The organism is Streptomyces sp. CG4, assembly GCF_041080655.1.
Classification (GTDB): Bacteria; Actinomycetota; Actinomycetes; order Streptomycetales; family Streptomycetaceae; genus Streptomyces.
The window spans coordinates 7,880,108-7,898,243 of sequence record NZ_CP163525.1; the positions used below are offsets into that span (position 1 = coordinate 7,880,108).

The 18,136-nt window shown below is 65.6% G+C and carries 12 protein-coding genes and 3 rRNA genes; 13 read left to right on the forward strand and 2 right to left on the reverse strand.

The window, feature by feature from the left end; all coding sequences use genetic code 11:
• Window positions 1–68 precede the first annotated feature (68 nt).
• Complete coding sequence (locus tag AB5L52_RS36035) at window positions 69–1,277, forward strand: MFS transporter (RefSeq protein ID WP_369367700.1); 1,209 nt, start codon at window positions 69–71, stop codon at window positions 1,275–1,277.
• A 24-nt stretch (window positions 1,278–1,301) separates the two neighbouring features.
• A complete protein-coding gene (locus AB5L52_RS36040) occupies window positions 1,302–2,195 on the forward strand; it encodes a hypothetical protein (RefSeq protein ID WP_369367701.1) in 894 nt (297 codons plus the stop codon).
• A 123-nt stretch (window positions 2,196–2,318) separates the two neighbouring features.
• Here AB5L52_RS36040 and ptsP read toward each other — a convergent pair whose 3' ends face one another.
• Window positions 2,319–3,989 (reverse strand): phosphoenolpyruvate--protein phosphotransferase, encoded by a 1,671-nt coding sequence (gene ptsP, locus AB5L52_RS36045; protein WP_351028197.1) that lies wholly within the window; start codon window positions 3,987–3,989, stop codon window positions 2,319–2,321.
• Window positions 3,990–4,067: 78 nt separating this feature from the next.
• Window positions 4,068–4,517 carry a PTS glucose transporter subunit IIA gene (locus AB5L52_RS36050; RefSeq protein ID WP_369367702.1) on the reverse strand — a complete coding sequence of 150 codons (450 nt, stop codon included), beginning with the start codon at window positions 4,515–4,517 and terminating at the stop codon, window positions 4,068–4,070.
• 556 nt (window positions 4,518–5,073) lie between these two features.
• Between AB5L52_RS36050 and AB5L52_RS36055 the strand changes: the two genes are divergently transcribed.
• The 11 genes from AB5L52_RS36055 (at window position 5,074) to AB5L52_RS36105 (ending at window position 18,118) form a co-directional block, all read left to right on the forward strand.
• Window positions 5,074–6,599: ribosomal RNA gene (locus AB5L52_RS36055) — 16S ribosomal RNA — on the forward strand.
• Window positions 6,600–6,902: 303 nt separating this feature from the next.
• Window positions 6,903–10,022 (forward strand): 23S ribosomal RNA (locus AB5L52_RS36060).
• 88 nt (window positions 10,023–10,110) lie between these two features.
• A 5S ribosomal RNA gene (gene rrf / locus AB5L52_RS36065) occupies window positions 10,111–10,227 on the forward strand.
• The 16S, 23S and 5S rRNA genes sit together here, the layout of an rRNA operon.
• Window positions 10,228–10,334: 107 nt before the next feature.
• Complete coding sequence (locus AB5L52_RS36070; RefSeq protein WP_351580443.1) at window positions 10,335–10,943, forward strand: CDP-alcohol phosphatidyltransferase family protein; 609 nt, start codon at window positions 10,335–10,337, stop codon at window positions 10,941–10,943.
• Between the two features lie 113 nt (window positions 10,944–11,056).
• Window positions 11,057–13,552 carry a mannose-1-phosphate guanyltransferase gene (locus tag AB5L52_RS36075; protein ID WP_351019509.1) on the forward strand — a complete coding sequence of 832 codons (2,496 nt, stop codon included), beginning with the start codon at window positions 11,057–11,059 and terminating at the stop codon, window positions 13,550–13,552.
• Window positions 13,553–13,674: 122 nt separating this feature from the next.
• A complete protein-coding gene (locus AB5L52_RS36080) occupies window positions 13,675–14,592 on the forward strand; it encodes a DUF881 domain-containing protein (protein WP_351580446.1) in 918 nt (305 codons plus the stop codon).
• Entirely contained in the window at window positions 14,589–14,921 is a 333-nt protein-coding gene (locus AB5L52_RS36085; protein WP_003988855.1) for a small basic family protein, read from the forward strand. Before AB5L52_RS36080 ends, AB5L52_RS36085 begins: the two co-directional genes overlap by 4 nt.
• 5 nt (window positions 14,922–14,926) lie before the next feature.
• On the forward strand, window positions 14,927–15,757 hold the full coding sequence (locus AB5L52_RS36090) for a DUF881 domain-containing protein (RefSeq protein ID WP_351580449.1): 831 nt from the start codon (window positions 14,927–14,929) through the stop codon (window positions 15,755–15,757).
• A gap of 190 nt (window positions 15,758–15,947) precedes the next feature.
• On the forward strand, window positions 15,948–16,778 hold the full coding sequence (locus AB5L52_RS36095) for an FHA domain-containing protein (RefSeq protein ID WP_369367703.1): 831 nt from the start codon (window positions 15,948–15,950) through the stop codon (window positions 16,776–16,778).
• A 43-nt stretch (window positions 16,779–16,821) separates the two neighbouring features.
• Window positions 16,822–17,559 (forward strand): MerR family transcriptional regulator, encoded by a 738-nt coding sequence (locus AB5L52_RS36100; protein ID WP_351019520.1) that lies wholly within the window; start codon window positions 16,822–16,824, stop codon window positions 17,557–17,559.
• An 85-nt stretch (window positions 17,560–17,644) separates the two neighbouring features.
• Complete coding sequence (locus tag AB5L52_RS36105) at window positions 17,645–18,118, forward strand: bifunctional nuclease family protein (RefSeq protein WP_026253112.1); 474 nt, start codon at window positions 17,645–17,647, stop codon at window positions 18,116–18,118.
• Window positions 18,119–18,136: the final 18 nt, after the last annotated feature.

The window sequence follows — 18,136 nt, forward strand, 5'->3', positions numbered from 1 at the left end:
CAGTGGAAGCCGAGCCCGAGGGCACGATCCGGCCGACCCGCATACCAGGCGGCCGCGATGGACGCCGGATGCTCCTCATCACCTTCGTCGACCGCATCGGCAACGGCCTGTGGGCATCCGTCTCCGTCCTGTACTTCACCTACGTCTCCGGACTCTCCATCGCCCAGGTCGGCACCCTCGCCGCCATCTCCGGAGCCGTCGGCATCGTGGGCGCACCTCTTGGCGGACGCATCGCCGACCGCTACCCCCTCACCCGGATCCTGATCGCACTCCAACTCCTGCGCGGGTTCGCGACCTTCGGCCTGCTCGCCACCGACCACTACCTTCCGCTGCTCGCGATCTCCGCCGTCGGCAGCCTCGGCGACCGCGCCTCCAGCGTCCTCACCAAGCTCTACGCCACCCGCATCGCCGGCCCCGACCGAGTCCGCTACCAAGCCGTCAACCGCACCGCCTCCAACGCCGGCTGGGCCCTCGGCGGCCTCGCCGCCGCGGCCGCCCTCAGCCTCGGCACCACCACCGCCTACCGCTGCCTCATCGTCGGCGACGGACTCTCCTTCCTGGCGATCGCGCTCCTCACTCTGACCTGCGCGGAACCCCCGTCCAGCAGCCGCATCGCCGCTCGCTCCGGCACCACTGTTCGTACCGCCGTGCCGGCAAGCCCCTGGCGCGACCGCCTGTACCTGGCCTTCGTCGCGACCGAGACGGTCCTCTTCCTGGACGACAGCGTCTTCCAGATCGGCCTGCCCCTGTGGATCGCGCACAGCGAGGGCGTACCGCACGGCCTCGCGCCCCTGCTGCTCGTGCTCAACAATGTGATGGTCGTCGCCCTCCAGATGCCGCTCGCCCGCTACGGCACCACCAGCGCCGCAGCCCGCAAACTGCTCGTCCCGCTGTCCGCCGCCTCCGCCGCCGGCGGCATCACCATGGCCCTGTCCGCCACCGGCGGCACCCTCCAGGCGATCTGCCTGCTCACCGCCTCCGCAGCCCTCTTCACCCTGGCCGAGATGCTGCACGCCGTCGTGTCCTGGGAACTCTCCGTCGCCCTCGCCCCCGACACCGCACAAGGCGCCTACCTCGGCGTCCACGGCCTGGCCCAGTCGGGCCAGCGCAGCCTCGGCCCGTTCGCCGTCACCGCCGCCATCGCCACCGGCCCCCTCGGCTGGACCGTCTTCGGCGCCACCATCGCCGCGACCTGCGCACTCCAGCACCGTCTGGTCCACCGCCGGCTCCAGCGCAGCCCGTTGTCAGTGCCGCCGGTTACGGTGAGTGAGCATTGATCGACCGCGCACTTTGGGGGAAACATGGCGCACACCGACCACCAGACCCTGCGACGCGTCCTGCGCCGCGAGATCGCCGGCACCATCGGCCTGCTCACCGACGAACACGACTTCCGCGCCATGCGGCGCTACCGCAGCTTCACCTTCGACGACCACGCGACCTACCTCCAGCAGGTCGAGTCCGTCCTCAAGACCCGAGCCGCCCAGGGCACCCACACCACCCTCGCCCTGTTCGACCCCGAGGACTACGCCGAGTACTGCGCGGAAGCCGGCCTCGACCCGGAAGCCCCGGCCAGCCGGACCCGCTTCACCGCGGAACTCGCGGCCACGGGCCCCACCATCCCCTACGACGGCAGCCCCCTCGCCACTCTGGTACCGGCTCTCGTGGACGAAGCCGTACGCCAGGCCACCTGGGAGTACGCCACCACTCTGCTCTCCCGCCTCGGCCCCTGCCCCACCTGCGGCGAGGACATCGGCAGGGCCGGCTTCACCCGCGCCTCCGACCTCGTCGTCCGCATCCTCGACACCGCACCGCCGGGCGACCGGCACCTCGTGTGCAGCGTCTCCGGACCACCGGACACCCTCGTCTCCGTCCTGCACGGCGACCAGGACAGCCACGGCGACACCCGCCTCGACGAGGCCGAAGCCCTGGAATTCACCAGCGTCCTCGCCCTCGGCCTCGCGACCCGCAGCCCCGGCGGACTCGTCCTGCGCGCCAGCGCCCCGGACACGACCGACCGCATCTACGGCTGGCGACTGCGCGCCGGCACCCTCGAACCCCTCACCGCCTCCGAGGTGTTCGACGCCTACTGCACCGACGTCGAATCCGGCGACCTCATCTCCCCGGAATCCGGCGTCGACTACTGCACACCCCCCGACCTCGGAGAGGAGAGCACAGCCCCGGACCACCGCCACTGAACGGACCATGCGCCCCAAGGGCGAACGCGCCGACAGCGAGCCGACACCACGCCGAACGCGCCAGGGGCGCCCCACCCGAAGGCGGGACGCCCCTGAACCCGACACACCGGACGCGCCGGCCGGCTACTCGCCGGACAACACCGCCTGAGCGGCGCTGCGCGCCTCCTCGGCGCTCTCCGCAGCCCGCGCGGCCGCCGCGGCCCGCTCGCACTGCGCCAGCGTGTACTTCGCCAGCGTCGCCCGGACATACGGAATGGACGCCGAACCCATGGACAGGGAGGTGACACCCAGACCGGTCAGCACACAGGCCAGCAGCGGATCGGACGCGGCCTCACCGCACACGCCACAGCTCTTGCCCTCGGCCTTGGCCGCCTCCGCCGACAGCGCCACCAGGTCCAGCAGCGCGGGCTGCCACGGGTCCTGAAGCCGGGACACCGCACCCACCTGCCGGTCGGCCGCGAACGTGTACTGCGCGAGGTCATTGGTCCCCAGCGACAGGAACTCGACCTCCTGCAGGACCGAACGCGCCCGCAGTGCGGCCGACGGGATCTCCACCATCGCGCCGAACTTCGCCTGCAGCCCCGCCTCACGGCAGGCGTCGGCGAACGCCTTCGCGTCCCTGCGGTCCGCCACCATGGGCGCCATGACCTCGAGGTAGACGGGCAGCCCTTCGGCGGCCTTCGCCAGCGCGGTCAGCTGCGTACGCAGGACCTCGGGATGGTCCAGCAGCGTCCGCAGACCGCGCACGCCCAGCGCCGGGTTCGGCTCGTCGGCCGGAGTCAGGAAGTCCAGCGGCTTGTCCGCCCCCGCATCCAACACCCGCACGACCACACGGCCCTCGGGGAACGCCTCCAGCACCTGCCGGTAGGCCTGTACCTGCTTCTCTTCGGAAGGAGCGTTCTTGCTGTCGTCCAGGAACAGGAACTCGGTACGGAACAGACCGACACCCTCGGCCCCGGCCTCCACCGCGGCCGGTACGTCCGCCGGCCCGCCCACGTTGGCCAGCAGCGGCACCTTGTGCCCGTCCGCGGTCGCACCCGGCCCGGTCGAGGCGGCCAGCGCGGCCTTGCGCTCGGCGGCCGCGGCCTGCAGCTCCGCCCTCTTCGCCGCGCTCGGGTTCACGAAGATGTCGCCGGTGCTGCCGTCCACGGCGATGACCGTGCCCTCGGCCAGCTCACCGGCGCCCGGCAGCGCCACGACCGCCGGCACACCCAGCGCGCGCGCCAGGATCGCGCTGTGACTGGTCGGCCCGCCCTCCTCTGTCACGAAACCGAGCACCAGGGAGGGATCCAGCAGCGCCGTGTCGGCAGGAGCCAGGTCCCGCGCCACGAGCACATACGGCTCGTCACTGTCCGGAACACCCGGCATCGGAACGCCCAGCAGCCGGGCGACGATGCGATTCCGTACGTCATCGAGGTCGGCCACCCGGCCGGCCAGGTACTCACCGGCACCGGCCAGCAGCTCCCGGTACGCCGCGAACGCGTCGTACACCGCGCGCTCGGCCGTGCTGCCGACGGCGATCCGCCGGTCCACGTCCGCCATCAGCTCGGGGTCCTGGGCCATCATGGCCTGTGCCTCGAGCACGGCCTGGGCCTCGCCGCCGGCCAGATTGCCGCGCGCCATCAGATCGGCGGCCACGGCGTCCACGGCCTGGCGGGCACGCCCCTGCTCCCGCTCGGCGTCTTCCGCGGGGATCTGCTTGGCCGGCGGCTCCAGCACCGCCGTGCCCATGTGCCGTACCTCGCCGATGGCCACGCCATGGCTCACGCCCACGCCTCGCAGCGTTGTCTCCATCTCACCCGTCTCCGATAGTGCGGCGGGTCCCGCCGCCGCGGTGGTTGTCCTGATCGCCGTCTGCCGACGGCACTGCTGTCAGTTCCAGGCGAAGAGGCTGTCGCCGGCCCTCACGTCTCCGCTGGCACGGAGGTCGGAGAGGGACTCGGCCGTGGCTTCGAGAGCGACGACGGGGCAGACCGGGGACTTGCCGGCAGCCTCCACGGCGGCGGGGTTCCAGCGCACGACGGCCTGACCGCGCGTCACGGTGTCGCCCTTGTTGACGAGCAGCTCGAAGCCCTCGCCGTTGAGCTGCACGGTGTCGATGCCGAGATGGGTGAGCACGCCGTGCCCGCTCTCGTCCACCACGACGAAGGCGTGCGGGTGCAGGGAGACGATGACGCCGTCAACGGGCGCCACGGCCTCGGAGGCCTCACGCACGGGGTCGATCGCGGTGCCCGGGCCGACCATGGCCCCGGAGAAGACCGGATCCGGCACTTCGGCCAGTCCGATGGCACGCCCGGCAAGCGGGGACGTCACGGTGGTCATGGGAAGCCTCCCAAGGAGTGGAGCTGCTCTACGGGCCGTCACTGCCTGTCCCGGACGGCACACTGAGCAGCAGCGTATGTCATATGAAGTGGCGGTTCCGTTTAGAAGCTACCAGTTAGTGGTCTAGACCACCAGCCTCGTGGATTTGCACGGCCTTCAAGGCTCCGTGTAGAGTCGTACTCCTGCTTGGGGCGGAGGGACGCGAAAGCGCTCTCGCTCAGCAGAACCCAAACTCGTCAGATCCTATCTCTGGATCCGCTTCTGCATGCTCGCAGGAGGGTGGTCAGAGAGGCGGAAAAACCCTGATAGAGTTTGAAACACCGAAGGGAAGCGCCCGGAGGAAAGCCCGAGAGGGTGAGTACAAAGGAAGCGACCGTTCCTTGAGAACTCAACAGCGTGCCAAAAATCAACGCCAGATATGTTGATACCCCGTCCGTCGGAAACATTCCGATGGTCGAGGTTCCTTTGAAAAACACAGCGAGGACGCTGTGAACGGTCGGGTCATTCCATCCGGCTGTTCCGCTCTCGTGGTGTTCATCCCGATCACGGGAAAACATTCACGGAGAGTTTGATCCTGGCTCAGGACGAACGCTGGCGGCGTGCTTAACACATGCAAGTCGAACGATGAAGCCCTTCGGGGTGGATTAGTGGCGAACGGGTGAGTAACACGTGGGCAATCTGCCCTTCACTCTGGGACAAGCCCTGGAAACGGGGTCTAATACCGGATACGAGCCTCCACGGCATCGTGGAGGCTGGAAAGCTCCGGCGGTGAAGGATGAGCCCGCGGCCTATCAGCTTGTTGGTGAGGTAATGGCTCACCAAGGCGACGACGGGTAGCCGGCCTGAGAGGGCGACCGGCCACACTGGGACTGAGACACGGCCCAGACTCCTACGGGAGGCAGCAGTGGGGAATATTGCACAATGGGCGCAAGCCTGATGCAGCGACGCCGCGTGAGGGATGACGGCCTTCGGGTTGTAAACCTCTTTCAGCAGGGAAGAAGCGCAAGTGACGGTACCTGCAGAAGAAGCGCCGGCTAACTACGTGCCAGCAGCCGCGGTAATACGTAGGGCGCAAGCGTTGTCCGGAATTATTGGGCGTAAAGAGCTCGTAGGCGGCTTGTCACGTCGATTGTGAAAGCCCGAGGCTTAACCTCGGGTCTGCAGTCGATACGGGCTAGCTAGAGTGTGGTAGGGGAGATCGGAATTCCTGGTGTAGCGGTGAAATGCGCAGATATCAGGAGGAACACCGGTGGCGAAGGCGGATCTCTGGGCCATTACTGACGCTGAGGAGCGAAAGCGTGGGGAGCGAACAGGATTAGATACCCTGGTAGTCCACGCCGTAAACGGTGGGAACTAGGTGTTGGCGACATTCCACGTCGTCGGTGCCGCAGCTAACGCATTAAGTTCCCCGCCTGGGGAGTACGGCCGCAAGGCTAAAACTCAAAGGAATTGACGGGGGCCCGCACAAGCGGCGGAGCATGTGGCTTAATTCGACGCAACGCGAAGAACCTTACCAAGGCTTGACATACACCGGAAAACCCTGGAGACAGGGTCCCCCTTGTGGTCGGTGTACAGGTGGTGCATGGCTGTCGTCAGCTCGTGTCGTGAGATGTTGGGTTAAGTCCCGCAACGAGCGCAACCCTTGTTCTGTGTTGCCAGCATGCCCTTCGGGGTGATGGGGACTCACAGGAGACCGCCGGGGTCAACTCGGAGGAAGGTGGGGACGACGTCAAGTCATCATGCCCCTTATGTCTTGGGCTGCACACGTGCTACAATGGCCGGTACAATGAGCTGCGATACCGTGAGGTGGAGCGAATCTCAAAAAGCCGGTCTCAGTTCGGATTGGGGTCTGCAACTCGACCCCATGAAGTCGGAGTCGCTAGTAATCGCAGATCAGCATTGCTGCGGTGAATACGTTCCCGGGCCTTGTACACACCGCCCGTCACGTCACGAAAGTTGGTAACACCCGAAGCCGGTGGCCCAACCCCTTGTGGGAGGGAGCTGTCGAAGGTGGGACTAGCGATTGGGACGAAGTCGTAACAAGGTAGCCGTACCGGAAGGTGCGGCTGGATCACCTCCTTTCTAAGGAGCATCTAGCTGCCGCAAGGCAGTCAGAGCCACTACGCCAGCAAATGTCTGGCGGTGGTCAGCTCATGGGTGGAACGTTGATTATTCGGCACGGTCCAGGATGGACCAGGCGCTAGTACTGCTCTTCGGGGTGTGGAACGCTGATCTGGTCGGCTGGTCGTGTCGGGCACGCTGTTGGGTGTCTGAGGGAACGAACTTTCCTCAGTCCGCCGGCCCCAGTGCACTCGAGCCTTCTGGTTCGGGGTGATGGGTGGCTGGTCGTTGTTTGAGAACTGCACAGTGGACGCGAGCATCTGTGGCCAAGTTTTTAAGGGCGCACGGTGGATGCCTTGGCACCAGGAACCGATGAAGGACGTGGGAGGCCGCGATAGTCCCCGGGGAGTCGTCAACCAGGCTTTGATCCGGGGGTTTCCGAATGGGGAAACCCGGCAGTCGTCATGGGCTGTCACCCACTGCTGAACACATAGGCAGTGTGGAGGGAACGAGGGGAAGTGAAACATCTCAGTACCCTCAGGAAGAGAAAACAACCGTGATTCCGGGAGTAGTGGCGAGCGAAACCGGATGAGGCCAAACCGTATGCGTGTGAGACCCGGCAGGGGTTGCGTATACGGGGTTGTGGGATCTCTCTTCTGCGGTCTGCCGGCCGTGGGACGAGTGAGAAACCGTTGATGTAGACGAAGGACATGCGAAAGGTCCGGCGTAGAGGGTAAGACCCCCGTAGTCGAAATGTCAGCGGCTCGTTTGAGAGACACCCAAGTAGCACGGGGCCCGAGAAATCCCGTGTGAATCTGGCGGGACCACCCGCTAAGCCTAAATATTCCCTGGTGACCGATAGCGGATAGTACCGTGAGGGAATGGTGAAAAGTACCCCGGGAGGGGAGTGAAATAGTACCTGAAACCGTGTGCCTACAAGCCGTGGGAGCGTCGGAACGTGCTTGCACGTTCTCGTGACTGCGTGCCTTTTGAAGAATGAGCCTGCGAGTTTGCGGTGTGTTGCGAGGTTAACCCGGGTGGGGAAGCCGTAGCGAAAGCGAGTCCGAACAGGGCGATTTTAGTAGCACGCTCAAGACCCGAAGCGGAGTGATCTAGCCATGGGCAGGTTGAAGCGGAGGTAAGACTTCGTGGAGGACCGAACCCACCAGGGTTGAAAACCTGGGGGATGACCTGTGGTTAGGGGTGAAAGGCCAATCAAACTCCGTGATAGCTGGTTCTCCCCGAAATGCATTTAGGTGCAGCGTCGTGTGTTTCTTGCCGGAGGTAGAGCACTGGATAGGCGATGGGCCCTACCGGGTTACTGACCTTAGCCAAACTCCGAATGCCGGTAAGTGAGAGCGCGGCAGTGAGACTGTGGGGGATAAGCTCCATGGTCGAGAGGGAAACAGCCCAGAGCATCGACTAAGGCCCCTAAGCGTACGCTAAGTGGGAAAGGATGTGGAGTCGCAGAGACAACCAGGAGGTTGGCTTAGAAGCAGCCACCCTTGAAAGAGTGCGTAATAGCTCACTGGTCTAGTGATTCCGCGCCGACAATGTAGCGGGGCTCAAGCGTACCGCCGAAGTCGTGTCATTCATATGTAAGCCCCAACGGGTGTATGGATGGGTAGGGGAGCGTCGTCTGCCGGGTGAAGCGGCACTGGAAGGTAGTCGTGGACGGTTGACGAGTGAGAATGCAGGCATGAGTAGCGATACACACGTGAGAAACGTGTGCGCCGATTGACTAAGGGTTCCTGGGTCAAGCTGATCTGCCCAGGGTAAGTCGGGACCTAAGGCGAGGCCGACAGGCGTAGTCGATGGATAACCGGTTGATATTCCGGTACCCGCTGTGAAGCGTCAAACATCGAATCCAGTGATGCTGAGGCCGTGAAGCCGTTCCGGACCCTTCGGGGAATGGAAAGTGGTGGAGCCGCCGGACCAATCTGGTAGTAGGTGAGTGATGGGGTGACGCAGGAAGGTAGTCCATCCCGGGCGGTGGTTGTCCCGGGGTAAGGGTGTAGGACGGTGTGTAGGTAAATCCGCACGCCATTAAGTCTGAGACCTGATGCCGAGCCGATTGTGGTGAAGTGGATGATCCTATGCTGTCGAGAAAAGCCTCTAGCGAGTTTCATGGCGGCCCGTACCCTAAACCGACTCAGGTGGTCAGGTAGAGAATACCGAGGCGTTCGGGTGAACTATGGTTAAGGAACTCGGCAAAATGCCCCCGTAACTTCGGGAGAAGGGGGGCCACGCCTGGTGATCCGATTTACTCGGTGAGCTGGGGGTGGCCGCAGAGACCAGCGAGAAGCGACTGTTTACTAAAAACACAGGTCCGTGCGAAGCCGTAAGGCGATGTATACGGACTGACGCCTGCCCGGTGCTGGAACGTTAAGGGGACCGGTTAGCTCACTTTCGGGTGGGCGAAGCTGAGAACTTAAGCGCCAGTAAACGGCGGTGGTAACTATAACCATCCTAAGGTAGCGAAATTCCTTGTCGGGTAAGTTCCGACCTGCACGAATGGCGTAACGACTTCTCGACTGTCTCAACCATAGGCCCGGTGAAATTGCACTACGAGTAAAGATGCTCGTTTCGCGCAGCAGGACGGAAAGACCCCGGGACCTTTACTACAGTTTGATATTGGTGTTCGGTTCGGCTTGTGTAGGATAGCTGGGAGACTGTGAAGCATGCACGCCAGTGTGTGTGGAGTCGTCGTTGAAATACCAGTCTGGTCGTGCTGGATGTCTAACCTGGGTCCGTGATCCGGATCAGGGACAGTGTCTGATGGGTAGTTTAACTGGGGCGGTTGCCTCCTAAAGGGTAACGGAGGCGCCCAAAGGTTCCCTCAGCCTGGTTGGCAATCAGGTGTTGAGTGTAAGTGCACAAGGGAGCTTGACTGTGAGACCGACGGGTCGAGCAGGGACGAAAGTCGGGACTAGTGATCCGGCGGTGGCTTGTGGAAGCGCCGTCGCTCAACGGATAAAAGGTACCCCGGGGATAACAGGCTGATCTTCCCCAAGAGTCCATATCGACGGGATGGTTTGGCACCTCGATGTCGGCTCGTCGCATCCTGGGGCTGGAGTCGGTCCCAAGGGTTGGGCTGTTCGCCCATTAAAGCGGTACGCGAGCTGGGTTTAGAACGTCGTGAGACAGTTCGGTCCCTATCCGCTGTGCGCGTAGGAGTCTTGAGAAGGGCTGTCCCTAGTACGAGAGGACCGGGACGGACGAACCTCTGGTGTGCCAGTTGTTCTGCCAAGGGCATGGCTGGTTGGCTACGTTCGGGAGGGATAACCGCTGAAAGCATCTAAGCGGGAAGCCTGCTTCGAGATGAGGACTCCCACCCACTTGATGGGGTAAGGCTCCCAGTAGACGACTGGGTTGATAGGCCGGATCTGGAAGCCAGGTAACTGGTGGAGGTGACCGGTACTAATAGGCCGAGGGCTTGTCCTCAGTTGCTCGCGTCCACTGTGTTGGTTCTGAAACCACGAACAGCCCCACGTTGTCACAGCGTGGTGTGGCGTTCACAGTTTCATAGTGTTTCGGTGGTCATAGCGTGAGGGAAACGCCCGGTTACATTCCGAACCCGGAAGCTAAGCCTCACAGCGCCGATGGTACTGCAGGGGGGACCCTGTGGGAGAGTAGGACACCGCCGAACTCCTTTTACAGCTCCGGCTCTTGGGCACTGCCCAGGGGCCGGAGCTTTTTTACGTTGAGGTAAGGTCAGGGGGCATCGTTGGCTCGTTTTGCACAGGAGGCTCCCGGGTGGAGGTCCAGGAGACGCGTGTCCAGACGGACCGGGTCCTCACCATCCCCAACATCCTCAGCATGGCACGGCTCGTCGGCGTCCCCCTCTTCCTGTGGTTGATCCTCAGGCCCGAGTTCGGGGGCCCCAAGAGCGACGGCTGGGCCCTCCTCGTGCTGGCCTTCAGCGGGATCAGTGACTATCTCGACGGCAAGCTCGCCAGGCGCTGGAACCAGATCAGCAGTCTCGGCCGGCTTCTCGACCCCGCCGCCGACCGGCTGTACGTACTTTCCACGCTGGTCGGTCTCACCTGGCGTGAGATCCTCCCGATCTGGCTGACCGGCCTGCTCCTCGCGCGAGAGCTGATGCTCCTGGTGATGGTGGGCATCCTCCGCCGGCACGGGTATCCGCCGCCGCAGGTGAACTTCCTCGGCAAGGCGGCCACCTTCAACCTGATGTACGCCTTCCCGTTGCTGCTCCTCAGCGATGGAAGCGGTTGGATCGCGTCAGTCGCCGCTGTTTTCGGATGGGCGTTCGCCGGGTGGGGTACAACGCTCTACTGGTGGGCAGGAGTGCTCTACGTGGTACAGGTCCGCCGTTTGGTCCGTGCGGACGCCATGGCCGATTGAGCTCGGCGATTGTCCGGACGTACGCCACGATGGCCCGCGGTGGAAAAGTGCGGGACAATCTGGACGGGTGAAGTCGGCTAGACCGTCGTCTCTTGGAGGAGGACGCTTCCGACATGAAGGCCGTCGTGATGGCCGGGGGCGAAGGCACGCGCCTGCGCCCCATGACCTCTAGCATGCCCAAGCCGCTCCTGCCCGTGGCCAACCGCCCGATCATGGAGCACGTGCTCCGGCTGCTCAAAAGGCATGGGCTCAGCGAGACCGTGGTCACCGTCCAGTTCCTGGCATCGCTCGTCAAGAACTACTTCGGTGACGGCGAAGAGCTCGGAATGGAGCTCACGTATGCCAATGAGGAGAAGCCACTCGGTACCGCCGGAAGCGTCAAGAACGCCGAAGAGGCGTTGAAGGACGATGCCTTCCTCGTGATCTCCGGTGATGCCCTGACCGACTTCGACCTCACGGAGCTGATCAATTTCCACAAGGAGAAGGGTGCGCTGGTCACGGTCTGTCTGACCCGGGTGCCCAATCCGCTGGAGTTCGGCATCACGATCGTCGACGAGGAAGGCAAGGTCGAGCGATTCCTGGAGAAGCCGACCTGGGGGCAGGTCTTCTCCGACACGGTCAACACGGGCATCTATGTCATGGAGCCCGAGGTATTCAGCTATGTCGAACCCGATGTTCCGGTCGACTGGTCCGGTGATGTCTTCCCGCAGTTGATGAAGGAAGGCAAGCCGATCTACGGCTATGTCGCCGAGGGCTACTGGGAGGACGTCGGCACCCATGAGAGCTATGTGAAAGCCCAGGCCGACGTACTCGAGGGCAAGGTCAACGTCGACATCGACGGCTTCGAGATCTCCCCGGGCGTGTGGGTTGCGGAAGGCGCTGAGGTGCATCCCGATGCCGTACTGCGGGGGCCGCTGTACATCGGCGACTACGCGAAGGTCGAGGCCGGCGCCGAGATTCGCGAACACACCGTCGTCGGCTCCAATGTCGTCGTCAAGAGCGGTGCTTTTCTGCACAAGGCCGTCGTGCACGACAACGTGTACGTCGGGCAGCACAGCAATCTGCGCGGCTGTGTCGTCGGCAAGAACACCGACATCATGCGGGCCGCGCGGATCGAGGACGGTGCGGTCATCGGTGACGAGTGCCTGATCGGCGAGGAATCGATCGTCCAGGGCAATGTCCGGGTGTATCCCTTCAAGACCATCGAGGCCGGCGCCTTCGTCAACACCTCCGTCATCTGGGAGTCCAGAGGGCAGGCCCATCTGTTCGGCGCCCGTGGGGTGTCCGGCATCCTGAACGTGGAGATCACGCCGGAACTGGCCGTGCGGCTGGCCGGCGCCTACGCGACGACCCTCAAGAAGGGCTCCACGGTCACTACGGCCCGCGATCACTCCCGAGGCGCCCGTGCGCTCAAGCGGGCGGTCATCTCGGCGCTGCAGGCCAGCGCCATCGACGTACGCGATCTGGAGAACGTACCGCTGCCCGTGGCCCGGCAGCAGACCGCGCGCGGCAGTGCCGGGGGCATCATGATCCGGACTTCGCCGGGGGTGCCGGACTCGGTCGACATCATGTTCTTCGACGGCAACGGCGCCGACCTGTCGCAGGGCAGTCAGCGCAAGCTGGACCGGGTGTTCGCGCGGCAGGAGTACCGGCGGGCGTTCCCGGGTGAGATCGGGGATCTGTACTTCCCGGCCAGTGTGTTCGACTCGTACACCGGCTCGCTGCTGCGGAATGTCGACACGACCGGGATCGCCGACTCTGGTCTGAAGGTCGTCGTCGACGCCTCCAACGGCAGTGCGGGGCTGGTGTTGCCCAGCCTGCTCGGCAAGCTCGGGGTGGACTCGCTGACCATCAACCCGGGTCTGGACGAGTCCCGGCCCACCGAGACGGTCGAGGTGCGGCGCAACGGTCTGGTCCGGTTGGGCGAGATAGTGGCCTCCTCGGGCGCCGCGTTCGGTGTCCGGTTCGACCCTGTGGGCGAGCGGCTGTCGCTCGTCGACGAGAAGGGCCGGATCATCGAGGACGACCGTGCTCTGCTGGTCATGCTGGACCTGGTGGCAGCCGAGCGGCGGAGCGGGCGGGTGGCGCTGCCGGTGACCACCACTCGGATCGCCGAACAGGTTGCCGCCTACCACGGCACCCAGGTCGAGTGGACGACCACCTCGCCCGACGACCTCACACGCGTGGGCGGCGAGGAGGGCACCATCTTCGGCGGTGACGGAAAGGGCGGGTTCATCGTCCCCGAGTTCAGCAGCGTCTACGACGGTACGGCGGCCTTCGTACGGCTGATCGGGCTGGTGGCGCGCACGCAGCTCACGCTCAGCCAGATCGACGCGCGGATCCCGCGGGCGCACGTCCTCAAGCGGGACCTGGCCACGCCGTGGGCGGTCAAGGGACTGGTCATGCGGCGGGTGGTCGAGGCCGCCGGGGATCGCTTTGTCGACACGACGGACGGGGTGCGGGTCGTGGAGACCGACGGGCGCTGGGTGATGGTGCTGCCCGACCCGGCCGAGGCCGTCACCCACCTGTGGGCCGAGGGACCGGACGACACCTCGGCGCAGGCTCTGCTCGACGAGTGGTCGGCCGTCGTGGACAGCGCCGGACGGTAGGGCGGTACACGCCGCCGGACGGCAAAACCCACGCACACGCGCGTGCCGGACAAGTGTCCCCAAGGGGGCCTGTCCGGCACGCCGGTGGGGCCATTCGGAGGAACCGCTCGTGACATGCGACGATGTGCGGCATGCCGCAGCAACCCCCCGTTCGGAGCAGCGCCACCCGGGCGCACCGCCCGGACGCCTCCATGTCGTTGATCACCAACGTCATGGACCACAGCCTCGACGACGGCTACGCCGAGGCCGCCGCCCGGAAGAAGTCCCAGGGCGAGGGCGGGCTGCCCAAGACCCTCCGGGCGAAGCTGGGCCTCGCGGCCGGCCTCGTCCTCGCGGCGCTGGTGGTGACCGTAGGGGCGGCACAGACGCAGGCGGCGGCACCCGTGGTCGCCAAGGAGCGCCAGGAGCTGATCGACCGCGTCGACAGCGAGACCGCGTCCGCGGACAAGCTCGAGGGCACGGTCGACAAGCTGCGTGACGATGTCAGCGCACGTCAGCGGGCGGCGCTGAAGTCGAGCGGCGGCAGCGTGCAGGTGGACCTGGTGGGCGTGCTGTCGGGCGCCACCGCGGTCCACGGACCAGGCGTCAAGCTCGTCGTGAACGACGCCAAAGAGGCCAGCACCGGCGGCGACGGCACCAATCCCCGGGAGACCTCGGGGTTCTCCGACACCGGCCGGGTGCGTGACCGGGACATGCAGCGCGTGATCAACGGGTTGTGGGAGTCCGGCGCCGAGGCCGTCTCCATCAACGGCCAGCGCCTGACCGCCCTGTCCGCGATCAGGGCCGCGGGGGACGCGATACTGGCCGACAACAGGCCGCTGGTGCCGCCGTACACCGTGCTGGCGGTGGGAGATGGGGACCGGATGAGCACCAGGTTCCAGAACGGGGCCGACGGGCTGTACCTGCATGCCCTGGAGCAGAACTTCGGCATCCGCGCCACCATCTCCACGGAGGGTGACGTGCGGTTGCCCGCCGCACCCAGTGTGATCGTACGTACAGCACAGCCGACCACTGAGAAAACTGAGAAGGGCACATCGTGATCGCCGTACTGGGCCTCGTCGTGGGAGTCGTGGCCGGCCTCTTGGTCCGGCCCGAGGTTCCGGCGGTCGTCGAGCCTTACCTGCCGATCGCCGTGGTAGCGGCGCTGGACGCCGTGTTCGGCGGTCTGCGGGCCATGCTCGACGGCATTTTCGACGACAAGGTCTTCGTGGTGTCGTTCCTGTCCAATGTGGTCGTCGCCGCGCTGATCGTCTTCCTGGGCGACAAGTTGGGCGTGGGCGCGCAGCTGTCCACGGGTGTCGTGGTGGTCCTGGGCATCCGGATCTTCTCCAACGCCGCGGCGATCCGGCGCCACGTGTTCCGGGCGTGACGCTGATGAGCGAGGAGAACGAGCGGCCGGAGAACAGGCTGCGCAAGGAACTGCCCGAGGAGGTGCCCGCGCGGGCACCGGAGCCGGCGTCCGAGGAGAAGCCGGAGGCACCGCTGACCGGGCGGCAGCGGCTGGTCAAGGGGCTGTGGCCGCCGCGGGTCACCCGGGCCCAACTCATCGTCGCCCTGCTGCTGTTCGGCCTCGGCTTCGGGCTCGCGGTGCAGGTGGCGTCGAACAGCAACAGCGACAGCGCGCTGCGCGGCGCACGTCAGGAAGATCTTGTTCGCATCCTCGATGAACTGGATTCGCGTACTCAGCGTCTTGAGGACGAGAAGCAGGGACTCGAAAAGCAGCGCCAGGAACTGCAGAGCAGCTCCGACCAGGCCGCGGAGGCTCGCAAGCAGACGGCCGAGAAGGAGAAGCAACTCGGCATTCTGGCGGGCACCGTGGCGGCGCAGGGCCCCGGCATCACGATGACCATCGAGGACTTGAAGGGGACGGTCAAGGCGGACATGCTGCTCGACGCGATCCAGGAGCTGCGCGCGGCCGGTGCGGAGGCGATCCAGGTCAACGGGGTCCGGGTGGTCGCGGGTACCTACTTCACGGATTCCGGCAAGAGTGTCGCCGTCGACGGGAACAAGATCAACGCCCCCTATCGTTTCCAGGTCATCGGCAAGCCGCAGGACCTGGAGCCCGCGTTGAACATCCCGGGAGGCGTGGTGCAGACGCTGGAGAAGGAGCAGGCCACGGTGTCGGTCCAGCAGTCGGACAAGGTCGTCGTGGACGCCTTGCGGCAGGTGAAGCGGCCTGACTACGCTCGGTCGTCCTCCCAGTGAACCGGCGGTGCATGGGGGACGTCGGGCAGGGGCATGAGGTTGCGGGGGGTCGGCGCACCGAAGGGGTGGTGCGTGATGGAAACTGTCTGGTGGTTACGGACGTTGTGAGAATGTCCGGCTCGGCCGGTGTAGGCAATCAGGGTTCGTCCTGCCCCACGGGCGGGTCTGTTTCGGTCAAGGGGAATCGCCCGTGAAGTTGTTTGCGAAGTTGTTCGGCAAGAGCGTGCGAGAGGGCAGCGACAACGCGACCGCTCGCCACCGCGCGCAGCCTGACGCGGAGGGTCAGCGCCCACTGTTCCGGGACCAGGTCGCTGGTCCGGGCGGTGACATTTCCGGAGGTCAGGGCGGGGCGTCGGTTGACCCTGCCCAGTCTGGCGGCATAGGTTTCGGGCAGCCGTCAACCTCAGGTGCGGGCGGAGGGTACGCCTCCGGTCCGTACGCGTCCAACGCCCCCGCGGGGCAACCGCAGCAGGAGGATCCGTCCATGTCGGTCCTGGTGTGTACGAGGTGCGGTAACCGCAACGCGGAGAACGCCCGTTTCTGCTCCAACTGCGGTGCGCCGCTGCGCCCGGGAGCGGTGCCGGAGCGCGCCGCGGAGACGACGTCCACGATCTCCATCTCGGGTCTCGAGGCCTACGACTCCGAGGTGACCGGGCAGACGCAGGTGCCGATGCTGTCGCCGGAGGCGCAGGCCGCGGTGGACGCCCTGCCGATCGGCTCGGCGCTGCTGGTGGTGCGCCGGGGACCGAACTCGGGCAGCCGCTTCCTGCTGGACAGCGATCTGACCACGGCCGGTCGTCATCCGCAGAGCGACATCTTCCTGGACGACGTCACGGTCTCGCGTCGGCACGTAGAGTTCCGGCGTTCCCCGGACGGCTCGTTCACCGTGGCCGACGTGGGCAGTCTGAACGGCACATACGTCAACCGCGAGCGGATCGACCAGGTCGCTCTGTCGAACGGCGACGAGGTGCAGATCGGCAAGTACCGGCTGGTGTTCTACGCGAGCCGGCAGGGCATCTGACCCGCCCCCGGACCGGTGTCCGGGGGGACCCCAGGGAAGGTCCATGCTTCAAACACCGAGCGGCGGTGCCGGAAGCGGTACCGCCGCCAGGGCCAGTGGGCTGATGAGCATCGGCACGGTGCTGAACGTGCTGCGCGACGAATTCCCCGAAGTCACCATCTCCAAGATCCGTTTCCTGGAGTCCGAGGGGCTCATCGAGCCGCAGCGGACCCCTTCGGGGTACCGCAAGTTCAGCGCCGGGGATGTCGAGCGGCTGGCTCATGTGCTGAGGATGCAACGGGACCACTATCTGCCGCTCAAGGTGATCCGCGAGCATCTGGACGCCATGGAGAAGGGCGAGGCCGTCCAGCTGCCCGTCGTGGGGCGTCAGCGCACCGGGGAGGACGCTTCGGAGTCGCTGCGGGCGCCTACGGTGGCCCGGGTGGGCCGCGCCGAGCTGCTGGCGGCCGCGGACATCGGCGAGGGCGAGCTGAAGGAGTGGGAGTCGTACGGGCTGATCGCGCCCCTGGAGGACGGGGTGTACGACGCCGAGGCGGTGACCGTGGCCTCACTGGTGGCCGAATTGGGCCGGTTCGGTATCGAGCCACGCCACCTCCGGGTGATGAAGGCGGCCGCCGACCGCGAGGCGGGACTGGTGGACCAGGTGGTGGCCCCGCTGAAGCGCCACCGCAACCCGCAGACCAGGGCCCATGCCGAGGCCCGTGCGAAGGAACTGGCGGTGCTCACGGTGAAGCTGCACGCTGCACTGGTCCAGACCGCCCTCGGGGTACGGCTGCCGTGAACGCCAGGGCCGGCCGGCGGCCGGATCGGGCACCTGTTCCCGGCCCGACTACCCAAACATCCCGGGCACGGCCTAGGGTTGCTGTGTGAACGAGCTCGATGTCGTAGGTGTCCGGGTCGAAATGCCCTCCAACCAACCGATCGTGCTCCTGCGCGAAGTGGGAGGCGACCGTTACCTCCCCATCTGGATCGGGCCGGGGGAGGCGACGGCGATCGCGTTCGCCCAGCAGGGCATGGCCCCGGCCAGGCCGCTGACCCACGACCTGTTCAAGGACGTGCTGGAGGCCGTCGGCCAGGAGCTGACCGAGGTACGCATCACGGATCTGCGCGAAGGCGTCTTCTACGCGGAGCTGGTTTTCGCCAGCGGCGTCGAGGTCAGTGCCCGTCCCTCCGATGCCATAGCGCTGGCCCTGCGCACCGGAACGCCGATCTACGGCAGTGACACGGTGCTGGACGACGCCGGCATCGCCATTCCGGACGAGCAGGAGGACGAGGTGGAGAAGTTCCGCGAGTTCCTCGACCAGATCTCGCCCGAGGACTTCGGCACGAGCAGCCAGTGAGCGCGTGCGCCGGTGCCC